This window comes from Achromobacter sp. RW408, from assembly GCF_003184165.1.
In the GTDB taxonomy this organism is placed as follows: domain Bacteria; phylum Pseudomonadota; class Gammaproteobacteria; order Burkholderiales; family Burkholderiaceae_B; genus Achromobacter; species Achromobacter xylosoxidans.
In genome coordinates this window covers 770,657-786,291 of sequence record NZ_QHHO01000046.1, presented here as the reverse complement: position 1 = coordinate 786,291, position 15,635 = coordinate 770,657, and the positions used below count along the sequence as shown (strand labels likewise).

The following is a 15,635-nucleotide window of genomic DNA, read 5'->3' as shown; positions in this document are numbered from 1 at the left end:
GGCGCGGGTCGCGGACGCGGGGGCGGGCAGGACGCTCGTAGTCATTGGAGGAGGCGAAAAACCTCCAATCTACCCAGCCCGCCTGATCGTATAAAGCGAATAAAACCGCTGTTGCCTGTTCGCTTTTTTTGGACAACACGGCGCCGCTGTGCGAACCGCCGCGTTCATCGGTTTGCGCAGTCGCGCGAACCGCCCCATGCCGTCGGTTTCAGTCCCGCGGCAGCGCCAGCAATTCACCCATGCGCACCGGGCCACGCACCGAGGGCGTGTCGGCCCAGCGGATCCTGTCCGGCCCGAACAGCACGATCGCGGTCGAACCCAGCTTGAAGCGGCCCATCTCGGCGCCCTTGGCCAGATGGATCGGCGCGCGCGCGGCGTCGTCGTAGCGCACCGCCTTGACGCGGCGCTTGTACGGCGTGACCAGCCCGGCCCACACGGTTTCGATCGACGCCACGATCATGGCGCCGACCAGCACCACGGCCATCGGCCCGTGTTCGGTGTCGAACAGGCAGACCACGCGCTCGTTGCGCGCGAACAGGCGCGGCACGTTGCGCGCGGTCAGCGGGTTGACCGAGAACAGCCGGCCCGGCACATGGATCATCTCGCGCAGCGTGCCGGCCACCGGCATGTGGACGCGGTGGTAGTCCTTGGGCGACAGGTAGATGGTGGCGAATTCCCCGCCCTGGAAGGGCGCGGCGCGTTCGGCGTCGCCGCCGAGCAGTTCGGTCAGGCCGTAGCTGTGGCCCTTGGCCTGGAAGATGCGGCCATGTTCGATGGCGCCCATCTGGCTGATGGCGCCATCGGCGGGGCACAGCACGCCGCCGGGCTCGTCATCGAGCGGACGGGCGTCCGGCTTGAGGGCGCGGGTGAAGAAATCGTTGAAGCAATCGAAGGCCAGCGCGTCTTCCTGCTCGGCTTCGCGCATGTCCACGCCGTACTTGCGTACGAAGCGCGAGATCATCCAGTTCTTGATCGCGGGTTCCCGGCAGTCCGAGGCGTAGCCGAAGAGGCGCGACACCAGGTGATGCGGCGCGAGGTATTGGCTGGCGAGGAAGAGTTGGTCTTTGATCGGCATCTAGGGCGCTAAAAAACGCGTCCCGCGGACAGCGGGACGTGGTTGGGGTTGACGCGGATAGGCCTGCGCCCGGCGTGCAAACGACGCGATTGTAACGCGTTCGTCCCGCCAGTGGACCTCCTGTCGGAAGGTGTTTGCGGCGGCGCCCGATCAGGCGGCGGCCTTGGCCGACAGCTTGGTCTTGTAGAGCCAGTCCTTGTAGTCGTCCAGGTCGCCGTCGAACGGGCTGAAGCGGCCGTCGGCGACGATGATGAACTGGTCGGTGGTGGCGCGCAGCAGGTGGCGGTCGTGAGAGACCAGCACCAGCGTGCCTTCGAACTGCGCCAGCGCGGTGGTCAGCGCTTCGCGGGTTTCCAGGTCCAGGTGGTTGGTGGGTTCATCGAGCAGCAGCAGATTGGGGCGCTGCCAGACGATCAGCGCCAGCGCCAGGCGCGCCTTCTCGCCGCCGGAGAAGGGCGCGATCGAGCTGGTGGCCATGGCGCCGTTGAAATTGAAGCTGCCCAGGAAGTTGCGCAGTTCCTGTTCGCGCACCGTGGGCGCGATCTTGGTCATGTGCCACAGCGGCGATTCGTCGTGGCGCAGCATCTCGACCTGGTGCTGGGCGAAGTAGCCGATCGACAGGCCCTTGTTGAACTGCGTCTCGCCGGCCAGCGACTGCAACTCGCCGGCGATGGTCTTGATGAAGGTCGACTTGCCGGCGCCGTTGATGCCCAGCAGGCCCAGGCGCTGGCCCGCCTGCAATGAAAAGTCGATGCCCGACACGATGATGCTGTCGGAGGTGACGCCGCTGTCCTCGTCGGTGTTGCGGTAGCCGGCGCTGACCTTGTCCATCGTCAACAGCGGATTGGGCGCGCGCAGCGGCTCGCGGAACTCGAACGAGAACTCGGCCGCGGCGCGCAGCGGCGCCACTTCTTCCATGCGGGCCAGCGCCTTGATGCGGCTCTGCGCCTGGCGCGCCTTGCTGGCCTGGGCCTTGAAGCGGTCGATGAAGGATTGCAGGTGCGCGCGCTGGCGCATCTGCTTTTCGATCATGCCCTGCGCCAGTTCCAGTTGAGCCGCGCGCTGGCGCTCGAACGACGAGTAGTTGCCCGAGTAGCGCTTGAGCTTGCGTTCGTCGATGTGGACGATGACGTTGACCACGCCGTCCAGGAAGTCGCGGTCGTGCGAGATGACGATGAGCGTGCCCGGATAGCGCTTGAGCCAATCCTCCAGCCAGATGATGGCGTCCAGGTCCAGGTGGTTGGTGGGCTCGTCCAGCAGCAGCAGGTCGGACGGGCACATCAACGCCTGCGCCAGGTTCAGCCGCATGCGCCAGCCGCCAGAGAAGCTGGTGAGCGGCAGCTGCATCTGCGCCTGCGTGAAGCCCAGGCCGGTCAGCAATTGCTCGGCGCGCGAGTGCACCGTGTAGGCATCGGCGTCGGCCAGCGCGGCGTAGATATCGGCCATGCGCAGGCCGTTCTCGGCGCTCTCGGGCTCCGCTTCCAGCACGGCCAGCTCGGCTTCGAGCCTGCGCAGCGTGACGTCGCCGTCGATGGCGTATTCGATGGCGGGACGGTCCAGCGCGGGCGTTTCCTGCGCCACGTAGGCCATGCGCCAGCTGGCGGGATAATCGAGGTCGCCCTGGTCGGCGTGCAGCGTGCCGCGCAGCAGGCCGAACAGGCTCGACTTGCCGGCGCCGTTGGCGCCGATCAGGCCGATCTTGTCGCCGGGGTTGAGCAGCAGGTCGACCTTGTCGAACAAGGGCTTGACGCCGCGCATCAGTGAAACTTGTTGGAAGCGGATCATGAATCGTGTGGCTGGAGGGCGCGCAGGGCGCGCGGCAAGGCTCCCGCCACAAGCTGCGGCGCAAAAAGGGGAACCGTGGAGGAATCGCGCCGGCGGCGTGGCAGGGTGGGCCGCGCCAGGCGCGACAGGCGGATGGGGCAGGGCGCCCATCCGATCGCGGCCGCTATTGTAGCTGGCCGCGCGGACCGTCGCCCCGCGTGGTGTTCAGTCCGGATCCGGTTGGCCGGCGATCGCGGCGGCCAGGGCCAGCAGGCGTTCGGCTTCGCGCGCATGCAGGTTCTCGACCAGGGCGCCGTCGACCACCGCCACGCCCCGGCCCGCCGCCCGCGCCGCGTGCCAGGCTTCCAATCGCCTGCGCGCGCTGGCCAGCTCGGCGTCGGTGGGCGCGAAGGCGGCATTGGCCGCTGCGATCTGCCTGGGGTGGATCAGTGTCTTGCCATCGAACCCCTGGTCGCGCCCCTGCTTGCAGGCGGCGGCCAGGCCGGCGTCGTCGTCCAGGTCCAGGTGCACGCCATCGAGGACCGCCAGGCCATGGGCCCGCGCCGCCAGCACCGCCAGCGAGCGCGCCAGCAGGGTTTCGTGGCGTTCCGGGGTATGACGCGCATGCAGGTCCTTGACCAGGTCGGAGGTGCCGACCACGATCGCGGCGAGGCGGGGATGGCCGCCGGCGATGGCGTCGAGCCGCAGGAATCCCAGCGGCGTTTCCGCCATGGCCCACAGCGGCAAGGTGGCCGGCGCGCCAGCAGCATCCAGGGCGCGCGCCAGCGCATCGAGTTCGGCCGCAGATTGCACCTTGGGCAGCAACACCGCGTCGGCGCCGGCGCGCGCGATGGCGCGCGCATCGTCCAGGCCCCATGGCGTATCGAGGGCGTTGATGCGGACCACGCATTCGCGCCGCCCGTAGCCGCCGGCGCGCAGGGCGGCCACCACCTGTTGCCGCGCAAGCGCCTTGGCGTCCGGCGCGACCGCGTCCTCGAGGTCGAGGATCAGCGCATCGGCGTCGAGGTCGCGGGCCTTGTCCAGGGCGCGCGCATTGGCGCCAGGCATGTAGAGGACGGAACGGCGAGGGCGTGCGGTCAGTGGCATGGCGGCGATTGTTCAGGACTGGAGGTTGCCAACGATCTGCACGGGCATGGTGCAGACGTAGCCGACGCCATAGACCGTGCGGATGCCCATGTCGGCGCCCGCCTGCGCCCGCAGTTTGCGGCGCAGGCGGTGCATGTGGGCATCGAGCCGATGCGTGTCGTAGGCTTCGGCGCTGGCGCCAAGGGCCTCGACCAGCCGGCCGCGCGAAAGCGGCAGCGGCGCGGCCTGGATCAAGGCGCCGATGAGGCGGCTTTCGGTATCGGTGATGTCGACGTGGACGCGCTTGGGCGACACCAGCATGCGGCGCGCCGGGTCGAAGCGCCAGATCTCGGCGGAGGGGGCTTCGGGGTCGGCGGCCGGCACCACCCGCAGGCGTCGCGACAGCGACACCAGCGTCGCGCCCAGTTCGGCCAGGTTGACGGGCTTGGTGAGGTAATGGTCGGCGCCCAGGCTCAATCCCGACACCTTGTCTTCGCTCAGCAGGCGGCCGGTCAGCATGATGATGCCCATTGACGGATAGGTGGTGCGCAAGTGCGACACCCGCGCCAGGCCATCGCCGTCCGGCAGCATGGCGTCCAGCACCAGGATGCCTGGCGTGACGCTCAGCAGCAACTGGTCCAGCTCGGCCAGCGATCCGGCGGTGAGGATGGCTTCGCCCAGGCCGAGGTCGTGGATGAATTCGGCGATGGTGTCGCGCCAGTCCCCGTGATCGTCGACGATGATGATGGTCACGGCGCCGGACAAGCTAGCGGTTGTGCTCGAGGCGCTCCAAGGGCAAACACGCTTTCCGCTCCTTTCATGCTACGGCTTCTTATTGGTGTGGGTGAGTCCGCCGGGCGCGGGCGCCGGACCGGAAGGCACGCCAACCGGTGTGGTCCCCTCGAGGCGCTTCGCGGAGAATATCATTATCGCCGTTGCGGCGGCGCCGCATATTGCGATGCAACGCGCCCGACGCGGCCGGCCCGGCCGAGGAAATGGGGCTGATCAAAAAATGCGCAGCCCCTGCCGCGTGGCGGGAACGGCCAGCAGCCGTGCGCGGGCGACTTTTTTATCCACAGAAACTGTGGATAAAAAACAGCGGCTGGAAGTTGTTCACCGCCATGGCGCCATCACTCGGCGCCCGTTCGCGGGTCCGCCAGGTATTCGACCGGCACGCCCTGCGGCACGCGGCGCACGCGGTCGCGTTCGATGCGGGGCGGAGCGAATCGCGTCTTGCGCGCGGCCGCATTCTGCAGCAGGACCGACAGCACCGCGCCCTTGTCCTGGATCCATTGGGTCTTGCCGCGCAGCAGCTTCATCGCATTTTCCGCGGTTCCCAGTTTGTAGGACATGGAGTTGATCTGCACCGCGTTCTTGCCATCGAAAGCAGACTCGTCCTGCTCAGTAATGGCCGCCGCGTCGAGGTTGTTGCTTTCGTGGTCGACGCGGTAGATGAATTTGATGCCGCTGAACGGGTCGCGCACGACGACGAGCTTGTCCGAACCCGAGACGTCCGACAGCATGCCGATGACCGGCGACTCGACCAACTGGTTGCCCCGTTGCTCTTCGGTGTAGATGAAGATGCTGCGGCGATTGTGCCCGAGCGACGCGGGCGGGGCGAGGGGAGAACGATCCATACCTGACTTGAGAAGGGCGGGGAGGGGCAGAACCCGTCCCGCGGTACTGCGTTAACGGCCTCGAGTCGCGGGAACTTGAGTGCCGGCCATGATGAAACCACAAAGAGCGAGCGCCGCGACGTTCAGGGCGCGCGCCGCAGGCGCGCCAGCAGGCGCGCTTTGGCGGCCGGCCAATCGTCGTCGAGGATGGCGAAATAGACCATGTCGCGGGTGCGTCCGGACTGCGCGATCAGGTGCTTGCGAAACACGCCTTCCTCGACGCCGCCGATGCGCAGGATGGCTTGCCGCGATTGCACATTGGCCGCCTCCGTCTTGAATACGACGCGTATGATACCAATTGTTTCAAAGGCGTGCTGCAATAAAAGATATTTCGCTTCGGTGTTGGCGCCGCTGCGCTGGCTGGCGGGTGTCAGCCAGGTGGCGCCGATCTCCAGGCGCCTGTGCGGTAGCGCGATATCCATGTACCGGGTCGTGCCGATGACCTGGCCGTCGGCGCGGCGGACGATGGCGAACGGCAGGCAGGCGCCCGCCGCCTGGCCCGCCAGGGCGCGTTCGACATAGCGGCGCATGTCCGCGGCCGACGCCACCGGTTCGGGCTGCAGCCGCCACAGTTCCGGATCGAGGCCGACTTGCGCGAGCGGACCCGCGTGGTCCAGCGTCAGGGGTTCCAGACGCACGATCTGGCCATCGAGCGTGACCGGTTGAAGGGAAGCGGGGGCGGGCATGGCGTGGCTCCGTGAGCGCGTCGGGGTCGGGCGCGGACCGTCGTGGCAGGCCTCCCCGGGGCGACGGATGATTCTACGCCCGCGGCCGTGGCTTGCCGAACCCCTCGCGGCGGCGCAGAATGCCGCGCATGAAAACAGACGTGGTAGTCCTGGGCGCGGGTATCGTCGGCGTGAGCGCGGCGCTGCATCTGCAGGCGCGCGGCCGCGCGGTGACCCTGCTGGACCGGCGCGGTCCGGGCGAGGAAACCAGCTACGGCAATGCCGGGCTGATCGAACGCGCCAGCGTCATTCCCTATGCCTTTCCGCGCGACTGGCGCAGCCTGTTGCGCTATGCCGGCAACCGCCGGCCCGACGTCCGCTACCATGCGCGCTTCCTGCCGCGCATCGCGCCCTGGCTGCTGCGCTACTGGTGGCATTCCGCGCCGCCCCGGCTGGCGCGGGCGGCCGCCGCCATGCTGCCGCTGATCGAGCGCAGCGTGGCCGAGCACGACGCGCTCAAGGACGCGGCCGGCATCGGCCGGCTGTTCCGCCGCAATGGCTGGATCGACGGCATGCGGACCCAGGCCAGCCTCGATGGCGCGGTCGCCGAGGCCGCCGCGCTGGCGGCCTACGGATTGGATTACGCGGTGCTGGACCGCCAGGGCCTGGCGGCGCTGGAACCGTCATTGTCGTCGCGCCTGGTGGGCGCGATCCATTGGCGCGATCCGGTCAATGTATCGGACCCGGGAGCGGTGGCGCGCGGCTACGCGGCCTTGTTCCAGCAACGCGGCGGCATACTGGCGCGGGGGGATGCGCGCACGCTGGAGTCGGTGTCCGGCGGTTGGCGGGTGCTTGGGGCGACGGGGCCGCTGGAGGCGCGCGACGTGGTGGTTGCGCTGGGCCCCTGGTCGCCCGATGTATTGCGGCCGCTGGGATATCGCATACCGATGGCGGTCAAGCGCGGCTATCACCAGCATTTCGCGCTGGAGGGCGGCGCCGCGCTGTCGCGGCCGGTGGCCGATATCGACAGTGGTTTCGTGGTATCGCCCATGACGCTGGGCCTGCGCCTGACCACCGGGGCCGAGTTCGCGCCGCGCGACGCGGCGCCGACGCCGGTACAGGTGACGCGTACCCGGGCGCTGGCGGCGCAACTGCTGCCGCTGGGCGCCGCGGTGGAGAAGACGCCCTGGATGGGATGCCGGCCGTGCATGCCGGACATGCGGCCGGTGATCGGCCCGGCGCCGCGCCATCCGGGATTGTGGCTGGCGTTCGGCCATGCGCACCACGGCTTCACGCTGGGGCCGGTGACCGGCAAGCTGCTGGCCTGCCTGGTGACGGGGCAGGCGCCGGACATGGACCCGGCGCCTTACGCCTTGAACCGCTGAGGCGGCGCCGGTTCAGGCGTGGGCGCGGCGCTCGCGCACCGCTTGCGCCAGCAGGTCCAGCACCGGCAGCGTCTGGGCCCAGCCCAGGCAGGCGTCGGTGATCGACACGCCATGGCGCAACGGCTGGCCCGGCTTGAGATCCTGGCGGCCTTCCTCGAGGTGGCTTTCGATCATCACGCCGGTGATGCGGCGATCGCCGCGGCTGAGCTGGGCGGCGATGTCGCGCGCCACGTCGACCTGGCGCAGGTGCGACTTGTTGGAATTGGCGTGCGAGCAATCGATCATGACCTGTTCGCGCTGGCCGGCGGCGCGCAGCACGGCGCAACAGGCGTCGACGCTGGCCGCATCGTAGTTCGGGCCTTGCTTGCCGCCGCGCAGGATCACGTGGGTGTCCACGTTGCCGCGGGTTTCGAAGATGGCGGCCATGCCCATCTTGGTCATGCCCATGAAGGCATGCTTGGCGCTGGCGGCGACGATGGCGTCGGCCGCGATCTGCACGCCGCCGTCGGTGCCGTTCTTGAACCCCAGCGGGCAGCTCAGGCCGGAGCTGAGCTGGCGATGGCTGGGACTTTCGGTGGTGCGCGCGCCGATGGCGCCCCAGGCGATCAGGTCGGCGATGTATTGCGGGCTGAGCAGGTCGAGGAATTCGGTGGCGATCGGCAGGCCCAGGCCGCTGATGTCCAGCAGCAGCTCGCGGGCACGGCGCAGGCCTTCGTTGATGCGGAAGCTGCCATCCAGGCGCGGGTCGTTGATGTAGCCCTTCCAGCCGACGGTGGTGCGCGGCTTTTCGAAGTACACGCGCATGACGACCAGCAGGTCATCGCGATACTGGTCGGCGGCGGCGCGCAGCTGGCGCGCGTATTCCATGGCCTGGGCGTGGTCGTGGATGGAGCAGGGGCCGACCACCAGCACCAGGCGGTCGTCGCGGCCGTGAAGCACGTCGGCGATGCGGGCGCGGCTGTCTTCGACCAGCGTCTGGATCTCGGCCGAAACCGGCAGTTCGTCCTGCAGCAGGGCGGGCGAAATCAACGGCCGCACGGCGCTGATGCGGGTGTCGTCCGTGCGGGTGTTGTCCTGGGTGGCGTCGGCCGTGCCGACCTCGCGGTCGTGCAGGGGATCGTCAATGCGGGTCAAGGGAAGCTCCGTGCCATAGATGCGGAAAAGAGCGTCATTATCGCACCGGCGGGCTTCGTCCGTCCGGGCTATGTCCCCCACGGTCTAGGCCGATCGGCGGCCGCGGGGGCGCAATAGGACCTAGCCCGTCGTCGCCGGCGCTACAGTCGCGGAAGATGCCGTAGCATGGAGGGACATGCCGACATCCCGAGGACGTGCGCGATGCCCAAGACCGACGCCGGTGCCAACCGACGGATCCTTCTGGTGGAAGACCACCCCGTGGAGCGGGCCTATCTGCAGAATATGCTGCTGGCGCTGGGCTATCGCCGGGTCGCGGGCGTGGGCAGCAGCACCGAAGCCGTCAGCGCGCTGGCGCGCCAGGCCTACGACGTGGTGATCAGCGACATCGTCATGGGCGAAGGTGACGGCACGCGCCTGCCGACCGAGTTGCGCCAGCTGGTCGACGGAGGCCGGCTCAAGAGCATGCCGCCCATCATCTGGATCAGCAGCCTGTCGGACGAACTGCTGCAGTCGCACGTGCGGCTGGCGCTGCAGGGCGGCTGCCCGTCGTCGCTGGCGCTGTCCAAGCCGGTCTCGCGCAACGCCATGCAGCATGCCGTCAAAATGGCCCTGCACAGCATCGAACACGGCACGACGGCTTCGCCGCGCCAGACGGCCGTGCGGCGCGATGAAATCGAGGCCGAACTGGGCCATGCGCTGAGTTCGGGCGAGGGCATGAGCGTGGTGCTGCAGCCGCAGGTCGACCTGGACAGCGGTCGCGCCGTCGCGGCCGAAGCGCTGTCGCGCTGGACCCATCCATCGTTGGGCGCCATTCCCGCCGTTGACTTCGTGCCGGCCGCGCACCGGCTGGGGCTGGACCAGACCCTGTTCAACCGCGTTGCCGATTGCGTGGTCGAGGTGCAGGTGGCGATGCACGCGGAGGGAATCGCGGTGCCGATCGCGATCAACGCATCGGCCTCGACGCTGTGCGCGCCCGGCCTGCCGGACGCGTTGGAAACGCGCGTGACGCAGGCCGGCCTGCCGACCCGCCTGGTCAAGGTGGAGCTTACCGAAGACGAGCCGGTCACCGACTGGTTGACGCTGTCGTCGGCGCTGAACCTGCTGCGGGTGCGCGGCTTCGAGCTGGCGATGGACGACTTTGGCGCCGGCATTGCGTCGATGCGGCTGTTTTCGGCCATGCCGTTCACGGAACTGAAGATCGACCGCGATTTCATCGTCCACATGCACCGCGAGCCGGCGTCGCGCGCGGTGGTGGCGGCCGCCATCGAAATGGGGCGCGTCCTGGGGCGCCGGGTGGTGGCCGAAGGGGTCGAGCAGGAGCGCGACATTCAGTTGCTGCGCGAACTCGGTTGCAAGGTGGCGCAGGGCTATGGGATTTCGGTGCCGCTGCCGCCGGACGATTTCATCGCGTTCTGCCGCCGGCGATGAGCGCCCCGGCGGCAGCCGCGAAGACGGTCGGTCCTCAGAGTCCGGCCACGTCGATGTCGCCCGGGTGATCGACCGAGAACTTGAACACCACGTCGCGCGACTTGCCCGGTTCCATTTCCCAGTTCCAGACCAGCACGCCGTCGTCCTCGCGCTTGATGTCGCGTTCGGCGGGCGACAGCAGCTTGACTTCGATCTTCTCGTTGCGCGAGATCGGCAGGCGATCCTTGAAGGTGACCTGTTCCTTGGTGGCCTTGTTGTTCTTGACGGTGATCTTGTACTCGTAGGTCACGCGCTTGCCGTTGCCGGAAAAACCGGTGCTTTCGGTGAAGCGATTGACCAGCTGGCGCTTGATCGAGATGCCGTCGTCGGCGCCCAGCGCCAGTTCGAGTTTCTCGCCCGGCATCACCGTCTTCATGGAAGAGGCGGCGACGAAGGCGTCATCCAGGAAGGTGTTGAGCGTGCCCGCCAGGAACGGGTAGTCGGTGCCGTTGCTGGCCAGGGCGGTCAGGAAGGCCGCCTCACGCAGCGCCGGCGTGGATTGGTATTGCAGCGTGGCGGGCAGCTTGGCGGTGGTGATGGCGACGCGCTGCACGCTGTTGTCCGACGGCAGCGTGGCCGGGGCGCGGATCTGGAACGACGCGCTGGTGGCCTCCGACTGGACCGCGGCGGTCGAGTCCTTGACGTCTTCCAGCGCATACGCCGCCTCGTCGGCCGCCATCTCGGCACTGGCCTTGGGGCTCATGCGCGCGCGAGATTCGTTGCGCATGACCGGCGCGGGGGCCGTCGCCGGCATCGGCCTGACAGGTTGCGGCGGCGCCGCCACGTCGATGATCCACGGATTCAGCTTGGGCGCGCCGCCGCCCAGGGCTGGTTGCGCGGTCGACAGCGTCAGCTTGACGTTGTTCCAGTCCTCGCCGGTGTTCTGCCGGATGACGCCGAAATAACCCAGGTCGACGCTGCGGTCGGCCGGGCGCAGGCGCGCGTCGTAGGCGGGTGTCCAGCGGGCCCCGGCGACTGCGTAGGAGACGTTCAGGTCGAGCTTGCCGGCGCGCGCCAGGTTGACGCGCAGCGTGACGGTCTTGGTGCGGCGGTTGATCTGGCCCTGCAGCTGGCCCAATTCGCCTTGCGCGGCGGACAACTGGCGCTCCAGGTCCTCGCGTTGCTCGGCGACACGACGCAGGCCGGCCAGCACGCGGTTGAGCGTGTCGGCGCTGAGCGACTGGATCGCCTTCAGTTCATCCAGGGTCGGACGCGGACCCTCCTTGGCCGGTTCGGTGGCGCCCCGTTGCATCATCGCCACCAGTTCGCGCTGGTTCTCCAGCACCGCCGCCTCGTCGTCGAGCGCGGCCTGCTGGCCCTCGATCTTGCGGATCTGATCTTCCAGCTGCTTGACGCGGTCGTTGGGCGTATCGGCCTGGAAGGCGTCGCGCACCCGCACGTCCAGCAGGGTGGCCTGGCCGGTGCTCTTGGCGGACACCTGCAGCGAGTTTTCCTGCAGGCTGGCCGGCAGCTTTTCCAGCACCAGCTCGTGCTCGCCGGCCGGCAGGTCGCTGCTGGCGGCGCGGGTGACCACGGCGCGGTCCTGGTAGACCGTGACGGCGCCGATGGAGGAGGCCAGTCCGGCCGCCGCGGCCAGACCGGGAAGCGTGGCAAGGGCCACAGCCAGGAGAGTACGTTGCACGTGTGCACCTATGGGCGGGTTGCGCCGGCCGGGCCCCGCCAGGGGGCCTCTGCGGCGATAGCGCGACAATTTACAGGGCGCCGCGCCGCCGGGGTTTACAGGAGGTGACAAAGGCGACAAGGCGATACCGGGCGGGTTTCACGCTGGCGCCGCGTGTTCCGGGTGGGCCAGCCCCCGCAGCATCTGGACCGCGTTGCGCGCGGCGATGGAGCGGTCGTGGCGGCGGTAGGCCATGTCCAGCAAGGCATGAGGCGCATCGCCCTTGATCGGCCGGTACTCGATGCCTTGCGCGCCCATGTGGCGCATGGCCGCCGGCACGATCGAGATGCCCACGCCCGCCGCCACCAGGCTGACGATGGACGCCATCTGCGGCGCCTCCTGGATCACGCGGGGCGTGAAGCCGGCGCGCAGGCAGGCGCCCTGGATGGCATCGTACAGGCCGGCGCCGATCGGGCGCGGATAGAGCACGAAATCCTGGTCCGCGAGGGCGGCGATGGGCACGCTGCGCTTGCGGCTGAGCGGATGGCCGGGAGGCAGGGCGATCAACATCGGTTCGTCCAGCACGCGCTCGGATTCGAACTCCGGGTCAAGCACGTAGGGCGGCCGCACGAATGCCACGTCCACGGCATTCTCGCGCAGGCCGCGCAGCAGGCTGATGGTGTTGCTTTCCGTGAGGCTGATGCGCACGTCGGGATAGCGGTCGCGGAACGCCCGGATGGCGCGCGGCAGATAGGGATGGAACACGGCCGAGGCCGTGAATCCGACGGTGATGGCGCCATGCTCGCCCCGTCCGAGGCGGCGCGCCGTGTCGATGGCGCGGTCGGCGCTGGCCAGGATGGCGCGCGCGTCTTCCAGGAATTGGGCGCCGGCCTCGGTCAGTTCGACGCCGCGCGGCAGGCGCAGGAACAGCGGCGTGCCGATCTCGCGCTCCAGTTGCTGGATCTGCTGGCTCAGCGGCGGCTGGCCGATACCCAGCCGCGCGGCGGCGCGGGTGAAGTGCAGCTCGTCGGCGACCACGGTGAAATAGCGCAGGTGTCTCAGTTCCATCGTTATTAAATATAGCGAGTGCCGGTTTCATATATTGGACATATGCAGGGGAAAAGTCTACTTTGATCACACGGGTCGTTGCCCGGTGTTTTTCGAGAATCCCGATGTCCACTGCTTCCGCCGCTTCCGCCTCCACCCCTGGCGCCGCGTCCCCCGCGCCGCAGCCCGATTACTTGGCGCGCGGCACGCCGGCCCTGCGGCGCGCCCAATGGGCGCTGTTCGCGGCCGGTTTTTCGACCTTTTCGCTGCTGTATTGCGTGCAGCCGCTGATGCCGCTGTTCACGCAGGCCTTTGGTGTGTCCCCGGCCGAGAGCAGCCTGGTGCTGTCGCTCTGTACCGGCCTGCTAGCCATCGCCATCTTCCTGGTCGGCCTGTTTTCCCAGGCGTTGCCGCGCAAGCGGATCATGGCGCTGTCGCTGCTGGCCTCGGCCATCCTGGGCACGGCGGCGGCGATCGCGCCCGACTGGCACAGCCTGCTGGCGTTGCGCGCCCTGCAAGGCGTGGCGATGGGCGGGGTGCCGGCGGTGGCCATGGCCTACCTGGCCGAGGAAGTCGAACCCGACACGCTGGGTTTCGCGATGGGGCTGTACATCAGCGGCAGCGCCTTCGGCGGGCTCTCCGGCCGCGTCATCACCGGCCTGGTGTCGGATCATTTCGGATGGCGCGCGGCCTTGGGCACGCTGGGGCTGCTGGGCGTGGTGGCGGCCGTGCTGTTCATCTGGCTGCTGCCGGCCTCGCGGCGCTTCACGCCGCGGCGCCCGCGCGGCTGGGCCGGCGTGGCCGGCGACGTGCGCGCCGGCATCGGCGCGCATCTGCGCAACGGCCCGCTATGCGGCCTGTTCGCCATGGGCGGCCTGTTGATGGGCGCGTTCGTCACGGTCTACAACTATGTCGGCTTCCGCCTGCTGGCGCCGCCGTTTTCGCTGAGCCAGACGTTCATCGGCTTCATTTTCGTGGTGTACCTGGTCGGCATTTTCGCTTCCACCTATTTCGGCCGCCTGGCCGATCGCCATGGACGCGGCGCCATGCTGGCGGCCGCGACCGGCCTGGCGCTGGCGGGCCTGCTGCTGACCCTGTCGGATGCCTTGCCGCTGCTGATCGCGGGCATCGTGGTGTTCACCTTCGGATTCTTCGCCGCGCATGCGGTGGCCAGCGGTTGGGTCGGCCAGATGTCGCGCGGCTACAAGGCCTTGGCGGCTTCGCTGTACCTGCTGGTGTATTACGTCGGCTCCAGTGTGCTGGGTTCGCTGGGCGGACATTTCTGGACCGATGGCCGTTGGCCGGGCGTGGCCGCCATGGCGGGCGGCCTGCTGGCGTTGGCATTGGTCATCAGCGCGGCGCTGTACTGGCGCACGGCGCCTCGGCCGCCAGCGTCGCGTCCATGCCCTGACTGAGGGCCGCCAGCAACAGGTGCGGTTCGAGGCTCAACTGGGCGAGCACCACGCTGCATCGGGACAGGCGGGCCAGGTCTTGCGGCCCCAGGGCGGCCAGCCACTGGCAGGCCTGGACCGACATCTGCATGCCCGCCAGCGCCGGCAGGTTGCCGGTGCGCGCCATCCGCTGCAACAGCAGCAGATACATGAGATTGGTTTCGTGGATGTCGCGCAGAAGTTCGGCGGATCTCGGCATCGGGTGCCCCTCACTTCATTGAGTCCGCGGCCAGGCGGCCGCGGCCGGGAACAGACAAGGCGCGAGCGTCCTGGAGGGGCGTCTGATCAAGCCGGCGGGCTTGCGTGCCGCGGGCTTGTGTGCCGGTATGGTCCGTTGATCATATTTAAGCGGTCCGGGGCCGTCAGTAATGGATTTCCCGCAGCAGGGCGGGGGATATCGTTATATCGGTAAACAGACTCATTCTCATTTATAATGCCTCGCATGTCGACGGCGCCGCCCACGCGGATGCCATGTTGCCCGCCATTCCGAGAGGCCTCCGATGACCCTAGCTTTCCAGGCGCCCAATTCGCTGCACCGCGAACACGCGGCCTTGCTCGTCGCCTACGGCCAGGCCCAGGCGCGCTGCAGCCGCCTGCTGAGCGCCCAGGCGCAGCGCATCCAATGCCTGGAAGCCGAGGTCTTCAAGCTGCGCGCGGCGGTGATCCAGCGCGATACGGCGCTGGCCTGGGCGCGGGAAGATCGCGCCGCGCTCGAGGGCGCGATCCCCGGGCTGCCCCGGCGCGTGGCGCTGGCGCGGCGCGTGGCGCAATTGATGGAGCGGGTGCAGAACCTGATGCGCGAGCGCCTGGCCTGGCAGGACCGTGCCGCCCAGGCGCGCGCCCGCCCGCTCGATTCCGCCGCGGAGCCGCCGGTGCCTGCCGCGGTCATCGCCGCGGCCACGCTGCGCGAAAAATCCGTGCTGTGCGTGGGCGAGGATGCCATGGCCCTGATGTTGACGCGAAAGGTGGTGGAAATGGCTGGGGGGCGCTACCTGGGCCATTGCGGCGGTGAAAGCACCGATGGCGACACCCTCGAAGCCAGCCTGGTGGCGGCGGACCTGGTCATCTGCCAGACAGGTTGCGTCAGCCACGGCGCCTATTGGCGCGTGAAGGACCACTGCACCCGCACCGGCAAGCAATGCGTGCTGGTCGACAAGCCCGAGGCGCTGACGGCGCTGGGGCTGGCGCGCGAAAGCGCCGAATCGCCGCGCTGAGTCCCCCCCTGGGTCCTGCTATATCGCCGTAATGCCGCGTTACCTAGGGT

14 protein-coding genes are annotated in these 15,635 nt (G+C 68.7%); 4 read left to right on the top strand and 10 right to left on the bottom strand.

Annotation, left to right across the window (positions count from 1 at the left end; translation table 11 throughout):
* Positions 1 to 208: 208 nt before the first annotated feature.
* From asd to DK459_RS13730, 6 genes are all read right to left on the bottom strand, one after another.
* Entirely contained in the window at positions 209 to 1,075 is an 867-nt protein-coding gene (gene asd / locus DK459_RS13755) for an archaetidylserine decarboxylase (RefSeq protein WP_047990735.1), read from the bottom strand.
* Between the two features lie 150 nt (positions 1,076 to 1,225).
* The gene (locus tag DK459_RS13750; RefSeq protein WP_054447601.1) at positions 1,226 to 2,860 is read right to left on the bottom strand and encodes an ATP-binding cassette domain-containing protein; all 1,635 of its coding nucleotides are present in this window, start codon (positions 2,858 to 2,860) and stop codon (positions 1,226 to 1,228) included.
* A gap of 204 nt (positions 2,861 to 3,064) precedes the next feature.
* Positions 3,065 to 3,946: a CoA ester lyase gene (locus DK459_RS13745; RefSeq protein ID WP_006386073.1), complete on the bottom strand. Its 882-nt coding sequence runs from the start codon at positions 3,944 to 3,946 to the stop codon at positions 3,065 to 3,067.
* Between the two features lie 12 nt (positions 3,947 to 3,958).
* Positions 3,959 to 4,678 (bottom strand): response regulator transcription factor, encoded by a 720-nt coding sequence (locus DK459_RS13740; protein WP_026383486.1) that lies wholly within the window; start codon positions 4,676 to 4,678, stop codon positions 3,959 to 3,961.
* Positions 4,679 to 5,055: 377 nt separating this feature from the next.
* Positions 5,056 to 5,562 carry a hypothetical protein gene (locus DK459_RS13735; RefSeq protein WP_006386071.1) on the bottom strand — a complete coding sequence of 169 codons (507 nt, stop codon included), beginning with the start codon at positions 5,560 to 5,562 and terminating at the stop codon, positions 5,056 to 5,058.
* 122 nt (positions 5,563 to 5,684) lie between these two features.
* A complete protein-coding gene (locus tag DK459_RS13730) occupies positions 5,685 to 6,287 on the bottom strand; it encodes a GNAT family N-acetyltransferase (RefSeq protein WP_024068785.1) in 603 nt (200 codons plus the stop codon).
* A 128-nt stretch (positions 6,288 to 6,415) separates the two neighbouring features.
* On the opposite strand from DK459_RS13730, the gene DK459_RS13725 reads away from it, so the two are divergent.
* The gene (locus DK459_RS13725) at positions 6,416 to 7,651 is read left to right on the top strand and encodes an FAD-binding oxidoreductase (protein ID WP_110134887.1); all 1,236 of its coding nucleotides are present in this window, start codon (positions 6,416 to 6,418) and stop codon (positions 7,649 to 7,651) included.
* A 12-nt stretch (positions 7,652 to 7,663) separates the two neighbouring features.
* Here the strand turns inward: DK459_RS13725 and DK459_RS13720 are convergent, their stop codons facing one another.
* The gene (locus tag DK459_RS13720) at positions 7,664 to 8,785 is read right to left on the bottom strand and encodes a 3-deoxy-7-phosphoheptulonate synthase (protein ID WP_006386068.1); all 1,122 of its coding nucleotides are present in this window, start codon (positions 8,783 to 8,785) and stop codon (positions 7,664 to 7,666) included.
* A gap of 201 nt (positions 8,786 to 8,986) precedes the next feature.
* Here DK459_RS13720 and DK459_RS13715 point away from each other — a divergent pair, with 201 nt between their 5' ends.
* Entirely contained in the window at positions 8,987 to 10,213 is a 1,227-nt protein-coding gene (locus DK459_RS13715; protein ID WP_006386067.1) for an EAL domain-containing protein, read from the top strand.
* 34 nt (positions 10,214 to 10,247) lie between these two features.
* Here the strand turns inward: DK459_RS13715 and DK459_RS13710 are convergent, their stop codons facing one another.
* Both DK459_RS13710 and DK459_RS13705 read right to left on the bottom strand, forming a co-directional pair.
* On the bottom strand, positions 10,248 to 11,894 hold the full coding sequence (locus DK459_RS13710; RefSeq protein ID WP_058207309.1) for a mucoidy inhibitor MuiA family protein: 1,647 nt from the start codon (positions 11,892 to 11,894) through the stop codon (positions 10,248 to 10,250).
* A 138-nt stretch (positions 11,895 to 12,032) separates the two neighbouring features.
* Positions 12,033 to 12,941 (bottom strand): LysR family transcriptional regulator, encoded by a 909-nt coding sequence (locus DK459_RS13705; protein ID WP_006386065.1) that lies wholly within the window; start codon positions 12,939 to 12,941, stop codon positions 12,033 to 12,035.
* 104 nt (positions 12,942 to 13,045) lie between these two features.
* Between DK459_RS13705 and DK459_RS13700 the strand changes: the two genes are divergently transcribed.
* On the top strand, positions 13,046 to 14,335 hold the full coding sequence (locus DK459_RS13700; protein ID WP_080981605.1) for an MFS transporter: 1,290 nt from the start codon (positions 13,046 to 13,048) through the stop codon (positions 14,333 to 14,335).
* Here the strand turns inward: DK459_RS13700 and DK459_RS13695 are convergent.
* Positions 14,271 to 14,570 carry a flagellar transcriptional regulator FlhD gene (locus tag DK459_RS13695; protein WP_006384637.1) on the bottom strand — a complete coding sequence of 100 codons (300 nt, stop codon included), beginning with the start codon at positions 14,568 to 14,570 and terminating at the stop codon, positions 14,271 to 14,273. The genes DK459_RS13700 and DK459_RS13695 overlap by 65 nt on opposite strands.
* Positions 14,571 to 14,871: 301 nt before the next feature.
* On the opposite strand from DK459_RS13695, the gene DK459_RS13690 reads away from it, so the two are divergent.
* The gene (locus DK459_RS13690; RefSeq protein WP_052102865.1) at positions 14,872 to 15,585 is read left to right on the top strand and encodes a DUF2325 domain-containing protein; all 714 of its coding nucleotides are present in this window, start codon (positions 14,872 to 14,874) and stop codon (positions 15,583 to 15,585) included.
* The last annotated feature ends 50 nt before the right edge of the window (positions 15,586 to 15,635 follow it).

Coding starts and splice junctions, on each gene's coding strand:
- asd (WP_047990735.1), bottom strand. CDS start 1,075: ATGCCGATCAAAGACCAACTCTTCCTCGCCAGCCAATACCTCGCGCCG.
- DK459_RS13750 (WP_054447601.1), bottom strand. CDS start 2,860: ATGATCCGCTTCCAACAAGTTTCACTGATGCGCGGCGTCAAGCCCTTG.
- DK459_RS13745 (WP_006386073.1), bottom strand. CDS start 3,946: ATGCCACTGACCGCACGCCCTCGCCGTTCCGTCCTCTACATGCCTGGC.
- DK459_RS13735 (WP_006386071.1), bottom strand. CDS start 5,562: ATGGATCGTTCTCCCCTCGCCCCGCCCGCGTCGCTCGGGCACAATCGC.
- DK459_RS13730 (WP_024068785.1), bottom strand. CDS start 6,287: ATGCCCGCCCCCGCTTCCCTTCAACCGGTCACGCTCGATGGCCAGATC.
- DK459_RS13725 (WP_110134887.1), top strand. CDS start 6,416: ATGAAAACAGACGTGGTAGTCCTGGGCGCGGGTATCGTCGGCGTGAGC.
- DK459_RS13715 (WP_006386067.1), top strand. CDS start 8,987: ATGCCCAAGACCGACGCCGGTGCCAACCGACGGATCCTTCTGGTGGAA.
- DK459_RS13705 (WP_006386065.1), bottom strand. CDS start 12,941: ATGGAACTGAGACACCTGCGCTATTTCACCGTGGTCGCCGACGAGCTG.
- DK459_RS13700 (WP_080981605.1), top strand. CDS start 13,046: ATGTCCACTGCTTCCGCCGCTTCCGCCTCCACCCCTGGCGCCGCGTCC.
- DK459_RS13695 (WP_006384637.1), bottom strand. CDS start 14,570: ATGCCGAGATCCGCCGAACTTCTGCGCGACATCCACGAAACCAATCTC.
- DK459_RS13690 (WP_052102865.1), top strand. CDS start 14,872: ATGACCCTAGCTTTCCAGGCGCCCAATTCGCTGCACCGCGAACACGCG.